Genomic DNA, 14,993 nt, shown 5'->3' with positions numbered 1-14,993 from the left:
GAAAGGAAAGCGGTTTTTTTCATAGCATCGCGGGAGTTATCGGCGGGGGTTCCTTCCTACAAATGGTCGGGATTGACACAACCGCGATGCCGCAACTGTGACACGCAAAATAACCGGGTTTGACAGGCCTTCGCAGTTTGTGTTCCTGTACAAGTCTGTGAGCGTAGAAACTTTTGGTTTTACCATTAATTTTAGTACCCTTAATCGCGCAACCATCACTTCTTTTAGCCAAGGTACAAATCATGCAGCCGTTCGGCTGTATTTTGGCCCGAATACCAGGAATTATTTCTCTGCCTCGCAGTTTTTTTTTAGGTGTCGGCGCAGATGTACTTCCGACATCTTTAATACGTCCTTTTTTAAACCTATCTTGAGAATTTTTCAGCCTAGAACCTGACCACAAATGGTTAGGATTAATGCAGTTGCGGACATCGCAAGTATGGCAAGCAAAGTATTCGGGTCTGAGCGGCAGACCTAATGAATGTTTTAATACTAAACGGTGGACAGTAAACGTTTTCCATTCACCGTTAAGGCGAAGTCTTTTATTGGCATAGCCCCTGCTAGATTTGGTTATGGTAGAGATAATAGAACCCGCAGGCTTAACTTCACCAAAGATGCCCGGTATTACCTCTACTATGTTATCGTCCATCTGTGCAACTCCTACTTTGTTTAGGTGTTGAATTAGCAGCCCCGCAGCGGTTTCAAGACTGCGAGGTTGCTTTTTCTATGCCATCATTGCCCCACCAATGTGCTGGTAAATAAGCAGATAAAAAAGCATTAGACACTTAATTATTGTCTTTCTGCGGTTTCTACTCGGAATCTTTCCACCGATGTCAAAAGGTCGCGAGCAACGCCTACCAAGTTTTGCAAAGCACCGGAAACTCGCTGCGCTTCTTGGGAGGTTTCCTGAGCAGTTAATTCCACTGCTTGCATCACAGAAGCTACGGCGCGAGCGGTTTCGTTTTGCTCTACAGTGTCGGCAGTAATCGATCGCACTAACACGTCAATTCGGTTAGTTACTTGAATGATATCTTCAAGCGATCGCTTCGCCTGTTCTGCCAATCTTGTCCCCTCAATAACCTGCTGCGTCCCTTCTTCCATCGCCGTCATTACCGCGCCGGTTTCGCTTTGAATTTGCATCACGATCTGTTCGATTTCTTTCAAAGACTTAGCCGATCGGTCTGCCAGTTGTCGCACCTCGTCTGCCACGATCGCAAAACCCCTGCCCGCTTCCCCAGCTCTCGCCGCCTCAATACTGGCGTTGAGGGCCAACAAATTCGTCCGGGAGGCGATCGTCGCAATTAAAGCCACAATCTTAGAAATTTCTTGAGAAGCTTCCGCCAACCGCTTGACTTTTCTAGTGGTTTCTGCTACTGTTTCTCGAATTTCTAAAATCCCGGCCACCGTCCGCTCCACAGCCTCGCCTCCTTTCAGAGCCGTTGCCGCCGCGCCCCTGGCCACTTCTTCCGCCTCTCTAGCGCTCTCTGCGACCCGCTGAATCGCGTCTGTGAGGACTTGCACCGAATTCAGCGTTGCCGCCAGTTCCTCAGCTTGCCGCAGCGCGTCGGAAGACAAATCGCCCGCAAACTTAGCACTATCCGTAGCGCCTTTGCTGACCTCCCTCGCCGCCTGCTTCACCTGATGGACGATTTCGCGCAGATTTTGAATAGTCAAGTTAAACGAGTCAGCAACAGCGCCCAAAACGTCTGCGGTCACTTCCGCAGTCACCGTCAAGTCACCCCGAGCCGCTCCTTCCACGTCGTCTAGCAAGCGAATCACTTGGCGCTGCAAGTCTTCTTTTGCCTGTTCCTGCTCGTCAGACTTGCGCCTGGTATCGCTGATCGTGGTTTGGATGACCTTCGCCATGTGGTTGAATTTAGCAGCCATTTTGCCAAATTCATCTTCCGAGTAAACCGTAGCGCGAGCGTCCAAAGTTCCTTGAGATACGGCATCGAACTGAGCTTGCAAATTGTCCGAGGACTTGCGCACCTGCTTGGCGATCAACTGGCCGATCCCCCAAGAAGTTAAAAAGCTCGTAAAGCCTGCTGCTGCGGTCATTACCCAGCCTGTTTGGCGCAGGTAAACGATCGCCTCCGGTTTGTCTTGCCGCAGAGCTTGATAGGAGGCAATGTTGGTGACGAAAGCCACAGCTACCAGAGAAACCAGTCCCGCCCCGATTGCCGTGTACAACTGTTTTGTAAACAAAGGGGCATTTTCCAAGAAAGCCAGTCCCCCCTGTTCTACCGTCACCGAAGTATCGACCGCCTCTGTTTCTGTGGGAGCAAAACTCGGCACTGACGAATCAGCCGGGCCGTTTATGCTAAATATCTCGTCATCCCGAATTGCTGAGCCATCGCTGTTGTCAAAGTCCAGGCCGCTGCCTGTCGTTCCCATCATGCCGCTGGTCGAGTTGCCGAAATTGGTATTATTTCTAGTTAGCATCGAACTGCTGGCATCTTCTGAGATGTCAAAGTCCGGCAAATTGCCCAAATCGTCAAACTCGTCAAATTCGTCTAAAAAGTCGCTGTGTTGTTGAGCGTTCGCAGCTTTTGACGACCAGCCGCTGCTGTTCTTCTCGGTCGCCCCGAAAGCTGTCGCTTGTTCGTTGTCGTCGAAAGAGAAAGAATCGCTAAAAGCATCGTCATCAAAAGCATCTAACTCGAAGCTGTCTATAGAACCAAATGCCGGGGGTTCCGAGTCGCCGTAACCGTTGTTGTTGGCGGAGGATCGATCGACCGAATTAAATTTTTCCCGGCTCGACCTTTGACTTTGAGAGTTGGGGACAGCACCTCCCATCAACAGCGTTTCGTCTTCAGCCAGCGAATAGTTTGACGAGTAGTCCGACCCGCCGGTATTCGACTGCTTGTTTTGAGGTCGAGAAGACCCGAAACCCGACGAGGGCATCGCCTCGGCAAAGGGGTCTTCCTCTTCTGCGGGATCTGCGCTATGAGCGTGATTTTGGCGGCTCTGGGGCGGGGCTTGGTAGTCGTAGTCGGAGTTCCCGTCGAGTTCGTCTGGCAAATCGAACCCAGCAAAAGGTTCGCCAAAATTGTCGGAGGGCCCGATGGGGGAGTCTACTTGGTTCGAGTCGAAGGAATTCCCGATGTCTGAAGAGGCAAAACTTTGACCGTTGAGCATCTGAGTCGGAGCTTCTGAAAATGAATCTCCTGAGTAAGGTGCCTGTTTCCCAGACACTTTGCTGCTAGACACGTCAGCAGCATCAAACCCTCCATCATCTAAGGCAAAAGGGTCTCCAAAGTCCGAGTCTTCAAAGTCGTCGATGTCTAGCGAGTCGGGAGTCTCAGCATAAGCTGCCATCCCGGCACTGTCGCTAGAAAAAGGGTTAGAATGTGAGCTTAAATCTGGGACAGGGTCGGCGCGATCGTCGTCTTCTGCTTCCCACTCCAAGCCGCTCATGCCCAAGTCTGCCAAATCCTCGTTTTCCAAGTCGTCTGGCGATTGACTCCTATAGGAAAGGGAGGGGGAATTTCCTTGGAAAAGTCCCAAATCCGGGTCTTCTAACCCTTCATCAAGAGATAAGTCTGGGTAGAATTCCAATTCTGTTTCAGCAGACAAAGCCTCGACATTTTCCGGTTGCAGTTCTCCGGATAAAAATTGGTCTGTGTAAGTAATTCCGCTGTGAGCGTGTTCGACCAAAGTCTGATCGTCACTCAGGCCTAGCACAACCGTATACTGTTCCCGCGCCACCTCATACTGTTGCAGTCCGTAGCAGTAAATGTGTCCGCACAGCAGGCGAGCGCTGGGGTCTTCGGGAAAATCTTCTACTAATTGATAAACTAGGGCTGCGGCTTCTGAATAATTGCCATCCATGTAGGCCGCTTCTGCCCGTTGGTAGTCCTGCTGAAAGTTGGTACTTGTTGCCATTTGCCGCCCTCTTTTGATTTTAGATTTTAGATTTGAGATTTTAGATTTTTATCTTGAATTGAATGTTTAGATGCGCGCCTCAAGTCGTGTGACTGTTGATGGTTAGACCTCAATCGAAAATCGCAAATCGCAAATCTAAAATCGATTTCACGCTGCCCACCGCGCCGAGCGCAGAATTTTCACTTGATCTAGCAGTCGGAGCACTTTCTGAGCTGGTGCACCTAACATCCATTCTCCCCTCAGAAATGGAATCATGCCGTCTGGTGCATTGTTCTGAGAGTGCAGTTGCTCTACGTCGAGCCAGTCCATCCCCACAATTCGATCGACTGCCAGCCCCAAAATCGTGTCTTGGTCTTCCACAGCCACGATCGGGATTTCCGGTCTGTCTGTGTTCAGAGGTGTTTGGTCTCCCAGAAATTGGCCGAGGTCTGCCACCCAAATCACTCGTCCTCTCATATTTAGGGTACCTAAAAGCAAAGAGGAAACGTTGGGGATCGGTGTCATGCGGTCTGGGGACGGGGCTAGTACCTCTCTAATCCCTGTCGCCGGCAGTGCGAACTCGTTCCCCGAAGGAACATAGAACCGCAGGTGCAGCTCGCCTTCGGGAGTTTCTAGTTCTTGGAATTCCGGAGCCGGATCTACGCCTAGTCCTGGTAATATAAAGTCTGGGCTGCCGCTAATCATCATTCTGACACCTGCTTTCTAGCAAATTGTTGACGTTTCCCGCCAAGAAGAACCCGATCGAAACTTCGACGATCGAAACTTGACACAGCCAAGCTTGACACAGCCAAGGGGTGAATGGCGCGACTGCCGGAGGTGCTTGGCAAAAGATTTGCTCCGTCCATAATTGACTGCAATCAATAATTCACGCGACCTTTGCTGACAAATTAGCTCAAATCGACTGCGAACAATTAATTTGGAACCCCTAAAGCTTCACTTTGTACTCCCACCGCCGTCTAAATTGGTAAAACTCTGGGTAATTTCTGCGATGAATGCTAAACCGGTACTCGGATTAGCGACGGGTTGTTGACATGGCTGGTGTCGCGACAATCATGAACTGAGTCAGTTAAGACTGAGAATGCACTCTCCGACTTTGTACAGAAATACCTAGCAATTAGTAGCTCTGCGCATCGGTTTTTCGGAGCTGCTGCAAGTGGAGAACAAGTATATTATATTTGCACTTTGAGCGTGTTAGACCCAATTGGGTGGAGAAATTGAACAGAGTTTTACCGACGCCCTCATGCCAGCGCGCGGACTTACACATTCTAGTTTATGCTGCGCTCGCCAATAGTGCCCGCCTGCGAGCTTTCTGTTTGTGGCGGTCGAGACTCTATCTAAGCGCAGGTACAAGAAAGCTCCCACAATGCCACCGATGCGAAATTTATTTTTCTTCTAATTCGTCTTCTAGCGAGCGGTCTAATAATCTTTCCGATATATTGGCCAGAGGGTAGCCCGGACCCACATATTTTTCTACCAGCATCAATAACTCGCTTTCGCCAAAAGGTTTGGTGTAAAAGTCTGTAGCTCCGGCCATGCGAGCTTTAACGCGGTCAATAAATCCGTCGATGCCCGTCAGCATAACGATCGGGGTCTGCCGGAAAGCGCTAGAATTGCGCAGCATAGCGCAAATTTCGTAGCCGTCGAGTTCTGGCATGGCGATGTCACACAGAATTAAATCGGGTTTGAGTTGAAAAACCAAACTCAGGGCTTGGAGGGGATTGCCGATCGCCGTAGCTTCGTAACCGTGTTCATTTAAAATTGACTCGACTGTTTTGCGAATAATCTTGTCGTCGTCAATGCAGACAACTCTAGGAGGCTTGGTTTCTGGGGACGACCATTCTTTTTTGTTGTTGGCCGGGGCTACAGAGGACTCGTAAAATACTTGCACCAATCCCTGCTGCACGAAGGGGTAAATCGCCTTAGCGACAGTCAGCACGTCTCGGTTGAGGTAGCGCGCCATTTGGCGGATCGAAGTGTGGCCGTCGGCCCAGCGTCTGAGAGTATTAAAGGTATTGACAGGCAGCGCTACTCGCAGTTCGGAGGGATCTGAAATCACCGGGCATTGGTTGGGCGACTGAATGTGAGGGTGAAACTGCTTCCACTGCTGCACCTGTTTGACAATCTTGGCCAGCAGCGAGCTAATTTCTAAGCTGGTCAGTTGAGGAGCCAAAGCAGGGCCCATTTCAAAAGTGAAGGAACCCTGGTGGAGGCTGAGCAAGTCAAAAAGGGTTTCGTGGATCATGCTGTGGATGATGTTGCGCCCTTGAGCTGGGGTGAGGATGTGGTTTTCTAGCAGGGCCCACAGGTAGCCGTATTCTGGGGCATTGGTAGATGCCATATAGGGAACTTGGATTTTGTCGAGGGCGGTATCTGCTTTGTAGCGGCGCAGGTAGTCGCGCAAGCGAAACAAACTGCCCGCACTCTGGGTAGCGTAAATAATCTGACCGTTGAAGCAGAAGACATACCAGGATTGTCCTGCAAGGGAGCGCAGGGTAGGTTGAGTACCCGTGCTGCTGCTGGTGGAGGTGTAGGCCTCTACGAACAGTTCTCCGGTTCGCTGACCTAACTCAATCAATTGCAGGATGCTGCGGATGTCAATTTCACTCAAATTTCCCTGCATGCAGCTAAAGTGTCCTCCTTAAAACCGTTGGCGTCTGAGCTCGGAAAGACTGTGTGCTGGCGCAAACATTGACTTTAGTTTCCGTCAATAATTTACGCACTTATGCCCATCTCACAATTGGGAATTGACGAAAGGGCGATACTTGCTGCCTAAGTCGGCCGCGCTACCAGTCCACAAGCTGAAACCGCGAAACTCGCGGCATTCTCTAAGTGTAGAGTTTCACCTTGTATTCCCACTGTTGCCTAAACTCGTAGAATCCACATCGCACAATTGCACGGGCACTTCGACTGTGCAACGCTGGCATTCCCGACTGCTTCAAGTCTTCGGCCGCCAAAGTTTTGAATTTTTTGGCTGAGTATGCCGTCAGTTTATCCAACGCATCTTTGCGTAGGTCAACTTCAAAATACCGAGGATTCTCTGGTTTTACCGCTGCTACCAGCAGCAAGTGCCGATCGATCCCCGAGGGGAACTTGAGGCTAGTCTGTTGGGTTGGATGAGTTGCGCTCAAGGTTTTTTTTGGCTTTGGCCCAGCCCTAAAATCAGGTGCAGTCAAAATGAACCTTTGTTGGCAATTGTCAGGAAAACCCTCACTGCCGATCGACCTTTTTGCTCGCCCGCGGCTCGCGTCATAGGCTCGCGTCATTACCCTATTCTAAGGCAGCGCGGTTCAAATCCCTAGTCCGCCGGAGGATGGCGATCGCTTGGGGGCAGCAAGGGCTTTTTTCACGATCGAGCCACAACTAAAGCCTGGTACAATCAATAGAAAGTTTTTGACGGACTGACCTTTTTCAGCTTTAGGCTATGGCAGTCCCCGCAGTTTTGCTAGTCTTAAATCAAGCGGCATTGATTCTGCTGTCTCATTCGTCCAGAAAGCAGGCGGCGGCCGTGCTTTCTGGACACTCTCCCGTAAAGCATTGCTATGCGTGAGTGCTGCTATAGTTAGGAAAAAATGCTATCCCCGGATTCGGCAAAGGACACCAAAGAGTAAGACTTAAGTGGCAAAAAGTTATCCTTACTTGCCTATACTTATTTACTTTTACTTATTTACTTTAGGTAAGTTGACTACAGATCGCACGCAGTGTTATCTTTAGTTGAGAACCTTTGGCTTAAGGGGGATAGCCTACTTATCTTGGGATTAGCCGTCTACCCAACAGCGTAGGAAGTAAACACCACTTATCTTTTAGGCCTTTAAGTAACTTAAAGTAAGTTGGGATAGGTTTTACGAAGCAGAGGACTATTAGTGTGCTGTATCTAGCGGAAGTACAAAAACAGAGAAGCGGCTTTGGTCTCGGTGGCGGTAAGGCTGAACTGAAACTGCTAGCTTGTCAGCGGGGCGAACACAATTGGAGCGCCGTACCAGGCGATGACGCGATCCCAGTTGAGGAAGCTAATAAGTTTAACGACGGCACGCTGGTGCTGGTGGAGTTGAGCGCTAGCAAGCAAGTGCAGCGGATTCAGGAGGCGGCCCGCCAGTTGGTGAGCATTCTGCAAAATTTCTCGCGCTTGCAGGACAAGTTTAAGGATAAGGAAGAGGAAATTGAACAGTGGAAGGCTTCTCTGACGTTTTCGAGTCAGGAACTCAATCGCCGGGAAATGGAAATGCAAGCCCGCGAAGAGCAGTTGGCTCAAATGGAAGATGAGTTGGAGCGACTGGAGGCTCAGCGCTCGGAAATTGAAAATACTCGAGATGAAGCTAACCGACTGCGAGAAGATGTCGATCGCAGCCGCGTGGAAATTGAGACCGCTTGGGAACAGTTGCGGGGCGAGCAGCAGCGGGTGGCCCAGCAGCAGTCTCAGGTTCCGCAGGGGGCGGTGGTTGATGAGCAGCAGACCCAGAGGATTCAGGAGTTGATGAAGAAGCTGGGAGGGGCAATTGCTTCGGCCCAAGGGGTGCGGGAACAACTGAATCAGTCTTTTGGTGCGGTGGGGGCTCAGCAGGCAATTCTGGATCAGCACTGGCAGCAGTTGGAGCAAAAACGGGCAAACGCTCAACAGCAGCAAGAAGAGGTCGATCGACAAAATCAGAGCCTCCAAAGCCGCTGGCAGGAATGGTATCAATCTCAAGATGCTTTGGCGCAAGCTCGGGCGGATCTTAAAGGGCAGCAAAGTACCCTCAGCGCTAAGCAGGAGCAGGTTCAGTCGGTGTCTTTGCAGGTGCGCGCTGTTGAGGATCTGTACCAGCAACTTTCCAGGCTCGCATCTGCTTCGGGTGGTGCGGGTACTGAGCAGAGAGTAGATGTGTCAGCCCTGGAGAAGATGCCGGTTGAGGAGTTGCAGGGGCTGGTGCAACACTTGCAACAGGATTTGGAAAAGGTGTTCCGCTTTGTTAACGATCAAGAGGAGGAGTTGACTCTGCAGCGGGAGACAATCGAGGAGCTGCAGGGGAAAATTCAAGCTGCTAGCGAGTACGATCGCATGGCTTTGGAAAATGAAATGGCAGATGAACTTGAAAGTTATCAGATGTTGAACGAAACTCTGGTGGGACAGCGCCTCCGGTTGCAGGAACGCGAAGATGTTTTGAAGCAGCATCAGGCGGTGCTGTGGCGGCGGCTTGGTACTGCTAATGCTCCAAAACAAGAGCGAGGAGATATTGATTTGGGGCCGGTCGTCGCACAGCTAAATACTCAGCGGCAGCAGCAAAGCCAAGAATTGCAAAGACTGGAAAACGAAATTCAGCAAGTGCGGGAAGCCATATCCCAAATTGAGGCAAATGTAAACCGCCAAAATGGGGAAAGTGAGGCGAAACGCTACGAACTCAAGCAGTTAGAGCAGAATTTGTTCAACCAGAAAGGTGCAGTGGCTGAACTCTGGGGCCGAGTGAATGTTTATCAAGAAATGTTGCAACCGGTGCAGGACAATTTGAAGGGGCTGCGCCAAAAGCTGGAAGCGGTGGGGGGGGAACTCGATCGCGTGCAGCAGACTGGAGAGGAGCAAGATCGGGTAGTTTCTGATTTGCGGCAAGTCCTTTCGGGTTTGATAACAGCTTAAAATTTAAGATCTAAAATTATCGAAGGGTGTTCGACTCGACCGATCGCTCCTCCAGGAAATGGATCGGTTTGCGATCGGTTGGGCGCTACGATTAAGCTGGTTAGTTTTTCTACGCTTTCAAAGCTGGGTGCTGAGGGCAATATTTGTTGCAGTAGTTGCCGCATTGCCCGTCGCTGCAAGGCCAGGGGTGCTTCCCGCAAAATCGGGCGATTTAACTTGACGGGAAGTTGAAAATTTACCTGGGGGCTGTCTGCAATTGGAGACATTGCTCGCTGTAGCAAGTCGCTGGCTGCAAGTTCGAGATATTCTACGTCGGCGCGGAGGAGTTCGGCTGTTTGAGCTAGGGCTTGTTGGGCTTTTGGGTTGAAATGAGTTTCTAAATAAGGCAATAATTCCGATCGAATGCGGTTGCGGGTATATTGCAAGTCTTGATTGGTGGAATCTTCCCAAATTGGTAGTTTTTGCTCTTGACAAAATTGACCTGTTTGCGCTCGAGTTATTTCCAGCAAGGGACGAACTAAATAGATTTTAGATTTGAGATTTTGGATTTTCGATTGGGAATTTTCATTTTGATTTTCCAATCTAAAATCGGCAGATATTTGGGAGTTGGGATTTTCGCCGGAATTCCCCAATCTAAAATCGGCAATCGGCAATCGAAAATCGAGCAGGGGCCGCGTCCAGGTAAGGGCGGAAAGTCCGTCGGCGCCGCTGCCGCGAATCAGGTTGTAGAGGAGTGTTTCGGCGCGATCGCTGGCTGTATGGCCTGTAACAATGTAGGGATAGTTGTGGGCGATCGCAATTTCGGTTAAAGCTTGATATCGCCACTGTCGGGCCGCTGCTTCTGTTTTGGGGATGTCCGAGGCTGTTTCCAAATAGTAGGATATTCCCCAGTTTAGAGCTAATTGTTCTACATGATTGGCCGAGGCTTCCGAGTCAGAACGCCAACGGTGATCGCAGTGAGCAATCGCTAGGCTCCAGCCCCATTTTGACTGCAAATCTAGCAGTAATTTAATTAAACACAGAGAATCTTGTCCGCCTGATACTGCTACTAACAATGGCTGATGTGATGGCAATATTTGTCGCTGCAACAGCGTCCGGTGCAGTTGAGCGTGCAGGTGCGTCCAATTGGAAGATTCGGCCATGAGAGCAGTTTTTCATCCAGCAAGAAGAAGCAAGTTCGGGAACGAGGAGTGTAAGGAATTTAACGGATGGATTTTGAGGAAAGAAGGGGAAGCATCCCCCTCTCCCAATCTCTCAGTCTTTGCCTTCCTAGCTCCACATTCCTATACTTTTGGGGTCGCGGTCTGGATACCTAGAAATAGAAAAATGATTATTTATTTCTGTTGAGTCACATTGATTTAATGGCTGATCTATATCGGTTTGATTTGAGCTATCTACGGCATAGTTTTGCACGGTGTCTGCTCTTTCGGCAGCGGCAGGAAGGGCTTTTTGCTCTTTGATTTCAGGTTCGAGCGGAATGAACTCCAGACGCATTCTAAGTTTTCCTTTAGTCCACTCTTTGCCAGCACTTAATAGCTCGCAATCCAAGCCGTCTGAAAATAATTTTTCGTCTACCAATTTTGACTGCATAATTGCCATAAATTCGCTGACTTTGAATGTACATTGATACATCAAAGCGCTGGTAGGGGCGGACACAACATCGTCTTCTTGGGGAAATATTTTCGATTCGTCCATATTAATTGTCCTTAGTTTAATGAATGAAGGAAGAAGGAAGAAGGAAGAAGGAAGAAGGAAGAGGGAAGAAGGAAGAGACAAGAAGGCCCTTCGATTTCGCGATAGGGTAAAAAAAAGCAAGAAGGAAGAGGGAGTGAATTATTAGAATCTCGCTGGTTGAGTAAGGTGGGAATTGCCCACCCTACAACCGGAGATAATATTAATCCCGATTCTTTAACTTATCCTGTTCTTCTTTGGCTGATTGGTGGCTCGGGAATTAGAAAAACCAACCGTAGGAATGTAAACCTTTGCCTAACAGATTAACGCCTAGATAGCAAATCCAAACTACCACAAAACCTGTGGCGGCTAAAATTGCTGGGCGTCTTCCCTGCCAGCCGCGAGTGATGCGGGCGTGTAGGTAGGCAGCAAATACCAACCAAGTAATCAGCGCCCAAGTTTCTTTCGGGTCCCAACTCCAGTACGAACCCCAAGCTTCGTTAGCCCAAACCGCACCGGCAATAATGCCAACTGTCAGTAAAGGGAATCCTAAACCGATGATGCGATAGCTAATGTTATCAAGAGTTTCTGCTAGATTCAAGCGCTGGGGCGAGAGAAGTTCTGCGGTTTGAGTTGGGGCGGTTGATGGGGTTTGAACGGTTGCTAATTCGAGCACTGCGGTGGTGCCCAAACCGTTATTGTTGGAGTTGAAAGAGGGTTCGCTGAAAACTAATGCGCTGTCGGCGCTGGTTTCTGCAATTTGAGGTTCGGGGTTTTGAGGGCGTTGGAGGCGGTAGTTGCCGTTGCGGTTGCTGTTGGTGCCGAAGGAACTACCGGTGAGTTCGATTTTTTGACCGCGGGTGACGATTAAAAAGGCGATCGCCAGTAGCGCTCCTACCATTAAAGTTGAGTAACTGAGCATCATGACGCTAACGTGCATCATCAGCCAGTTTGATTTGAGGGCGGGTACTAGGGGCTCTGCAGATTGCATGGTTGCGGGCAGAGTCAGGGCTGCAAAGGCCGATATTGCCATTGCTACGGGGGATGTGGCTACTCCTACTAAGCGGGAACGGCTCATATTTTCCGCGACTAGGTGGATGGCGGTGATTCCCCAAACGAGGAAAAATAGGGATTCGTAGAGATTGCTTAAGGGGAAGTAGCCGGCTTCTATCCATCGAGAACCGAGTAAAGCGGCGATGGATAGGTTGGCGACGGCCATTCCTGCGGTTCCTAGGGCTGACAGGTAGGGAATGCCGGGGAATGCTGCGCCAACCCAGTAAATGAGCATTGTTGAGAACAAAATGGCAAAGGAAATGTTGTCCAGCCAGTTCTGGAGTACGACCAGATCCATAAAAATTACTCCGGTAGTGTTTTTACTTATTTTTGCTAACTAGATCGATCGTACTGGGGTTGGGCAGTTTTGGGTTTGGGATTTTGAATTTTTGTGGCAATTATGAGTGATTGGCGGTTGTTGAGATGCCCGCGGGCGATGGACTCACCAAGGATTGCCAATCATTCTAAAAGCAGACCAATAATAAGGATGAGAGAAATTCTGACTCGTCGTTTTTGCCAATTCCGGGGGTAACGGCAGATTGCCAACAGAAGTGTGCAGCATCCCCCCTTCAATTCGCACCTCTTGGCGCAACATCGCTAATTGCGCTTGCCGCAGTGCTTCTGCTTTAATCGGAGCAGTTTTTAACTGCCCGTAAAACTCCGTCATCAACCCCAAACTGCCCTCGTCGCTGACATACCAAAGAGTCGCCATAGCCGATTTAACCCCGGCTTGCACGGCTAACCCGCCAAAGCCCAACTCGGCCTGTCTATCGCCCACAGCAGTCTTGCAAGCACTCAAAACTAACATTTCAACTTGCGGGCTGTGCCAATTCATTTGCCGCAACTGATCCAAACGCAATTTAGTATCCCACAACTGAATAAAGGATTGGCTGGGGTCTCCAGATCGAAATTCGGCGTGAGTAGCCAAGTGAATCATTCCAAAAGGCTGCTGCTGGCGCTGCGATTTCAAATTGGCCAGGGTGAAAGCTTCGTTCAAGAAAGACTTGCCCGGCCACTGCTGCGGCGTGATTGTCGATACTTCTATTTGCACTGCAGGCAAAGGACTCATATTTGCAAATTGCGACGCCCCCATTGCCAGAACTTGGGTATTTTTGAAATTGGCGGGGCTGCTATCTGTCAAACTCAGACTCGGCATTGAGCCAACACTGTAACGCTCTACCAGAAAGCCTTTGCCGTCGTGCAGGGCGGCCATCGGTATCGATCGCAACCCCATATCTGAGATAAAAGATAAATTGTCAATGCCTTTGGCTTGCAGTTCTGCTTCGAGCGGCGCTACCATCCACTGGTAGAGTTGCTGAGCCAAGGGCAAATAACTTTTAGTATTGCGCTTTACCGGATTAGTCAGTTCATCGCGAAATCTCCGAACAGCTTCCATTACCTGGGCGCGAGAGGTTCCAGGGATGCGCTGGCGAACGGGCACGCCTTCGGGCGCGATCACCATCATTTCCAGTTCGTCAGAGGCTTGAATTTGCTGTTCTACGCGCAAGATGGAGGAAGTGCTGTAAGGCCGATCGACTGTAGAACCCCTGGGTACAAAGCTGATATAAATGAGAGCTGGTTTGATGCCTGTGGCTTGTTGGACACTGCGAAGGGTATTTTGGGCATCTTCTAGGGTGGCGATCGCAGTTGTTGATGGCAAATTTAGGTAATCGACAAACTCCCTGGTAAATCTGTCCTCGACGGGAAAAATAACGGCGCCGACGTTAGTTGGCGAATTGGAAGCGTCAATATTCCCGGACGCGGCAGGTGAAATGCGCTGTTGCAAGGAATTAGATATCTGGTTTTGCTGTTGCAAGCTGGGCGAAAATAAAGGATTTGTGCTCGGTGGCTGGTTGGCCGCAAGATCCTGTGTAGGTATCGGTGCGAGATTTATTGGCGCAGCAGCAGGCGCAACCGCTGGGTTTTGAGTAATGGTGGGTGCGATCGGCACATTTGATACCGGCGCTGGGTTTTGAGTAATGGTGGGTGCGATCGGCACATTTGATACCGGTGCTGGATTTTGAGTAATTGTGGGTGCGATCGGCACATTTGATACCGGTGCTGGATTTTGAGTAATTGTGGGTGCGATCGGCACATTTGATATCGGTGCTGGATTTGGAGTAATTGTCGGTGCGATCGGCACATTTGATACCGGTGCTGGATTTGGAGTAATGGTGGGTGCGATCGGCACATTTGATACGGGCGCTGGATTTGGAGTAATGGTGGGTGCGATCGGCACATTTGATATCGGTGCAGGGGCTGGTGCGGGTGCGGGTGCGGGTGCTGGCGCAGGGGCTGGTGCGGGTGCTGGCGCGGGTGTTGGCGCGGGTGCTGGTGCTGGTGCTGGCGCTGGTGCTGGTGCTGGTGCTGGCGCTGGTGCTGGTGCTGGCGCTGGCGCTGGTGCTGGCGCTGGTGCTGGTGCTGGTGCTGGCGCTGGTGCTGGTGCTGGTGCTGGTGCTGGTGCTGGCGCTGGTGCTGGTGCTGGTGCTGGTGCGGGTGCGGGTGCTGGCGCTGGTGTCGGCACATTTGATACTGGTGCTGGTGTCGGCGCTGGTGCTGGTGTCGGCGCTGGCGCTGGTGTCGGCGCTGGCGCTGGTGCTGGTGTCGGCGCTGGGGTTGGTGCTGGTGTCGGCGGTGTTGGCGGTGTCGGCGGTGTCGGCGGTGTCGGCGGTGTCGGCGCAGGCGCAGGGGCGGGTGCAGGGGCTGGCGCTGGTGTCGGCGCAGGGGCGGGGGCAGGGGCTGGGGCTGGTGTCGGCGCAGGGGCGGGGGCAGGGGCTGG

General features: G+C 50.8%; 13 protein-coding genes. 3 read left to right on the top strand and 10 right to left on the bottom strand.

Annotated elements, in window-relative coordinates:
- Positions 1 to 19: 19 nt before the first annotated feature.
- From QUA54_RS28980 to QUA54_RS28955, 6 genes are all read right to left on the bottom strand, one after another.
- Complete coding sequence (locus QUA54_RS28980) at positions 20 to 646, bottom strand: HNH endonuclease (RefSeq protein ID WP_333417898.1); 627 nt, start codon at positions 644 to 646, stop codon at positions 20 to 22.
- Positions 647 to 786: 140 nt separating this feature from the next.
- Entirely contained in the window at positions 787 to 3,882 is a 3,096-nt protein-coding gene (locus QUA54_RS28975) for a methyl-accepting chemotaxis protein (protein ID WP_333417896.1), read from the bottom strand.
- Between the two features lie 147 nt (positions 3,883 to 4,029).
- Positions 4,030 to 4,563 carry a chemotaxis protein CheW gene (locus tag QUA54_RS28970; protein WP_172190500.1) on the bottom strand — a complete coding sequence of 178 codons (534 nt, stop codon included), beginning with the start codon at positions 4,561 to 4,563 and terminating at the stop codon, positions 4,030 to 4,032.
- 2 nt (positions 4,564 to 4,565) lie between these two features.
- Entirely contained in the window at positions 4,566 to 4,727 is a 162-nt protein-coding gene (locus tag QUA54_RS28965) for a hypothetical protein (RefSeq protein ID WP_333417894.1), read from the bottom strand.
- 536 nt (positions 4,728 to 5,263) lie between these two features.
- The gene (locus QUA54_RS28960) at positions 5,264 to 6,502 is read right to left on the bottom strand and encodes a response regulator (RefSeq protein ID WP_172190496.1); all 1,239 of its coding nucleotides are present in this window, start codon (positions 6,500 to 6,502) and stop codon (positions 5,264 to 5,266) included.
- A gap of 205 nt (positions 6,503 to 6,707) precedes the next feature.
- Positions 6,708 to 7,145 (bottom strand): hypothetical protein, encoded by a 438-nt coding sequence (locus QUA54_RS28955; protein WP_333417893.1) that lies wholly within the window; start codon positions 7,143 to 7,145, stop codon positions 6,708 to 6,710.
- A gap of 599 nt (positions 7,146 to 7,744) precedes the next feature.
- Here QUA54_RS28955 and hmpF point away from each other — a divergent pair.
- Complete coding sequence (gene hmpF / locus QUA54_RS28950; RefSeq protein ID WP_333417891.1) at positions 7,745 to 9,490, top strand: pilus motility taxis protein HmpF; 1,746 nt, start codon at positions 7,745 to 7,747, stop codon at positions 9,488 to 9,490.
- On the opposite strand, the gene tilS is transcribed toward hmpF, so the two are convergent.
- Positions 9,487 to 10,632 carry a tRNA lysidine(34) synthetase TilS gene (gene tilS / locus QUA54_RS28945; protein ID WP_333417889.1) on the bottom strand — a complete coding sequence of 382 codons (1,146 nt, stop codon included), beginning with the start codon at positions 10,630 to 10,632 and terminating at the stop codon, positions 9,487 to 9,489. The two genes, hmpF and tilS, sit on opposite strands and share 4 nt — an antisense overlap.
- 127 nt (positions 10,633 to 10,759) lie before the next feature.
- Positions 10,760 to 11,185 carry a KGK domain-containing protein gene (locus QUA54_RS28940; RefSeq protein ID WP_333417887.1) on the bottom strand — a complete coding sequence of 142 codons (426 nt, stop codon included), beginning with the start codon at positions 11,183 to 11,185 and terminating at the stop codon, positions 10,760 to 10,762.
- Positions 11,186 to 11,204: 19 nt separating this feature from the next.
- Here QUA54_RS28940 and QUA54_RS28935 point away from each other — a divergent pair, with 19 nt between their 5' ends.
- Complete coding sequence (locus QUA54_RS28935) at positions 11,205 to 11,330, top strand: hypothetical protein (protein ID WP_333417885.1); 126 nt, start codon at positions 11,205 to 11,207, stop codon at positions 11,328 to 11,330.
- A gap of 111 nt (positions 11,331 to 11,441) precedes the next feature.
- Here QUA54_RS28935 and ccsB read toward each other — a convergent pair whose 3' ends face one another.
- Positions 11,442 to 12,512 (bottom strand): c-type cytochrome biogenesis protein CcsB, encoded by a 1,071-nt coding sequence (ccsB, locus tag QUA54_RS28930; RefSeq protein WP_333417883.1) that lies wholly within the window; start codon positions 12,510 to 12,512, stop codon positions 11,442 to 11,444.
- Positions 12,513 to 12,656: 144 nt separating this feature from the next.
- Positions 12,657 to 14,453, bottom strand: coding sequence for a CHAT domain-containing protein (locus QUA54_RS28925; RefSeq protein ID WP_333417881.1), 1,797 nt, complete (start codon positions 14,451 to 14,453; stop codon positions 12,657 to 12,659).
- Between the two features lie 2 nt (positions 14,454 to 14,455).
- Here QUA54_RS28925 and QUA54_RS28920 point away from each other — a divergent pair.
- On the top strand, positions 14,456 to 14,993 hold a 538-nt coding region (locus tag QUA54_RS28920), incomplete at its 3' end, for a hypothetical protein (RefSeq protein WP_333417879.1).

The sequence above is a fragment of the Microcoleus sp. MOSTC5 genome, from assembly GCF_036701825.1.
GTDB lineage: Bacteria > Cyanobacteriota > Cyanobacteriia > Cyanobacteriales > Microcoleaceae > Microcoleus > Microcoleus asticus.
The sequence above is the reverse complement of the archived record's forward strand: the minus strand, read 5'-3'. Positions and strand labels throughout refer to the sequence as shown.

Coding starts and splice junctions, on each gene's coding strand:
- QUA54_RS28980 (WP_333417898.1), bottom strand. CDS start 646: ATGGACGATAACATAGTAGAGGTAATACCGGGCATCTTTGGTGAAGTT.
- QUA54_RS28975 (WP_333417896.1), bottom strand. CDS start 3,882: ATGGCAACAAGTACCAACTTTCAGCAGGACTACCAACGGGCAGAAGCG.
- QUA54_RS28965 (WP_333417894.1), bottom strand. CDS start 4,727: ATGGACGGAGCAAATCTTTTGCCAAGCACCTCCGGCAGTCGCGCCATT.
- QUA54_RS28960 (WP_172190496.1), bottom strand. CDS start 6,502: ATGCAGGGAAATTTGAGTGAAATTGACATCCGCAGCATCCTGCAATTG.
- QUA54_RS28955 (WP_333417893.1), bottom strand. CDS start 7,145: ATGACGCGAGCCTATGACGCGAGCCGCGGGCGAGCAAAAAGGTCGATC.
- tilS (WP_333417889.1), bottom strand. CDS start 10,632: ATGGCCGAATCTTCCAATTGGACGCACCTGCACGCTCAACTGCACCGG.
- QUA54_RS28940 (WP_333417887.1), bottom strand. CDS start 11,185: ATGGACGAATCGAAAATATTTCCCCAAGAAGACGATGTTGTGTCCGCC.
- QUA54_RS28935 (WP_333417885.1), top strand. CDS start 11,205: ATGAATGAAGGAAGAAGGAAGAAGGAAGAAGGAAGAAGGAAGAGGGAA.
- ccsB (WP_333417883.1), bottom strand. CDS start 12,512: ATGGATCTGGTCGTACTCCAGAACTGGCTGGACAACATTTCCTTTGCC.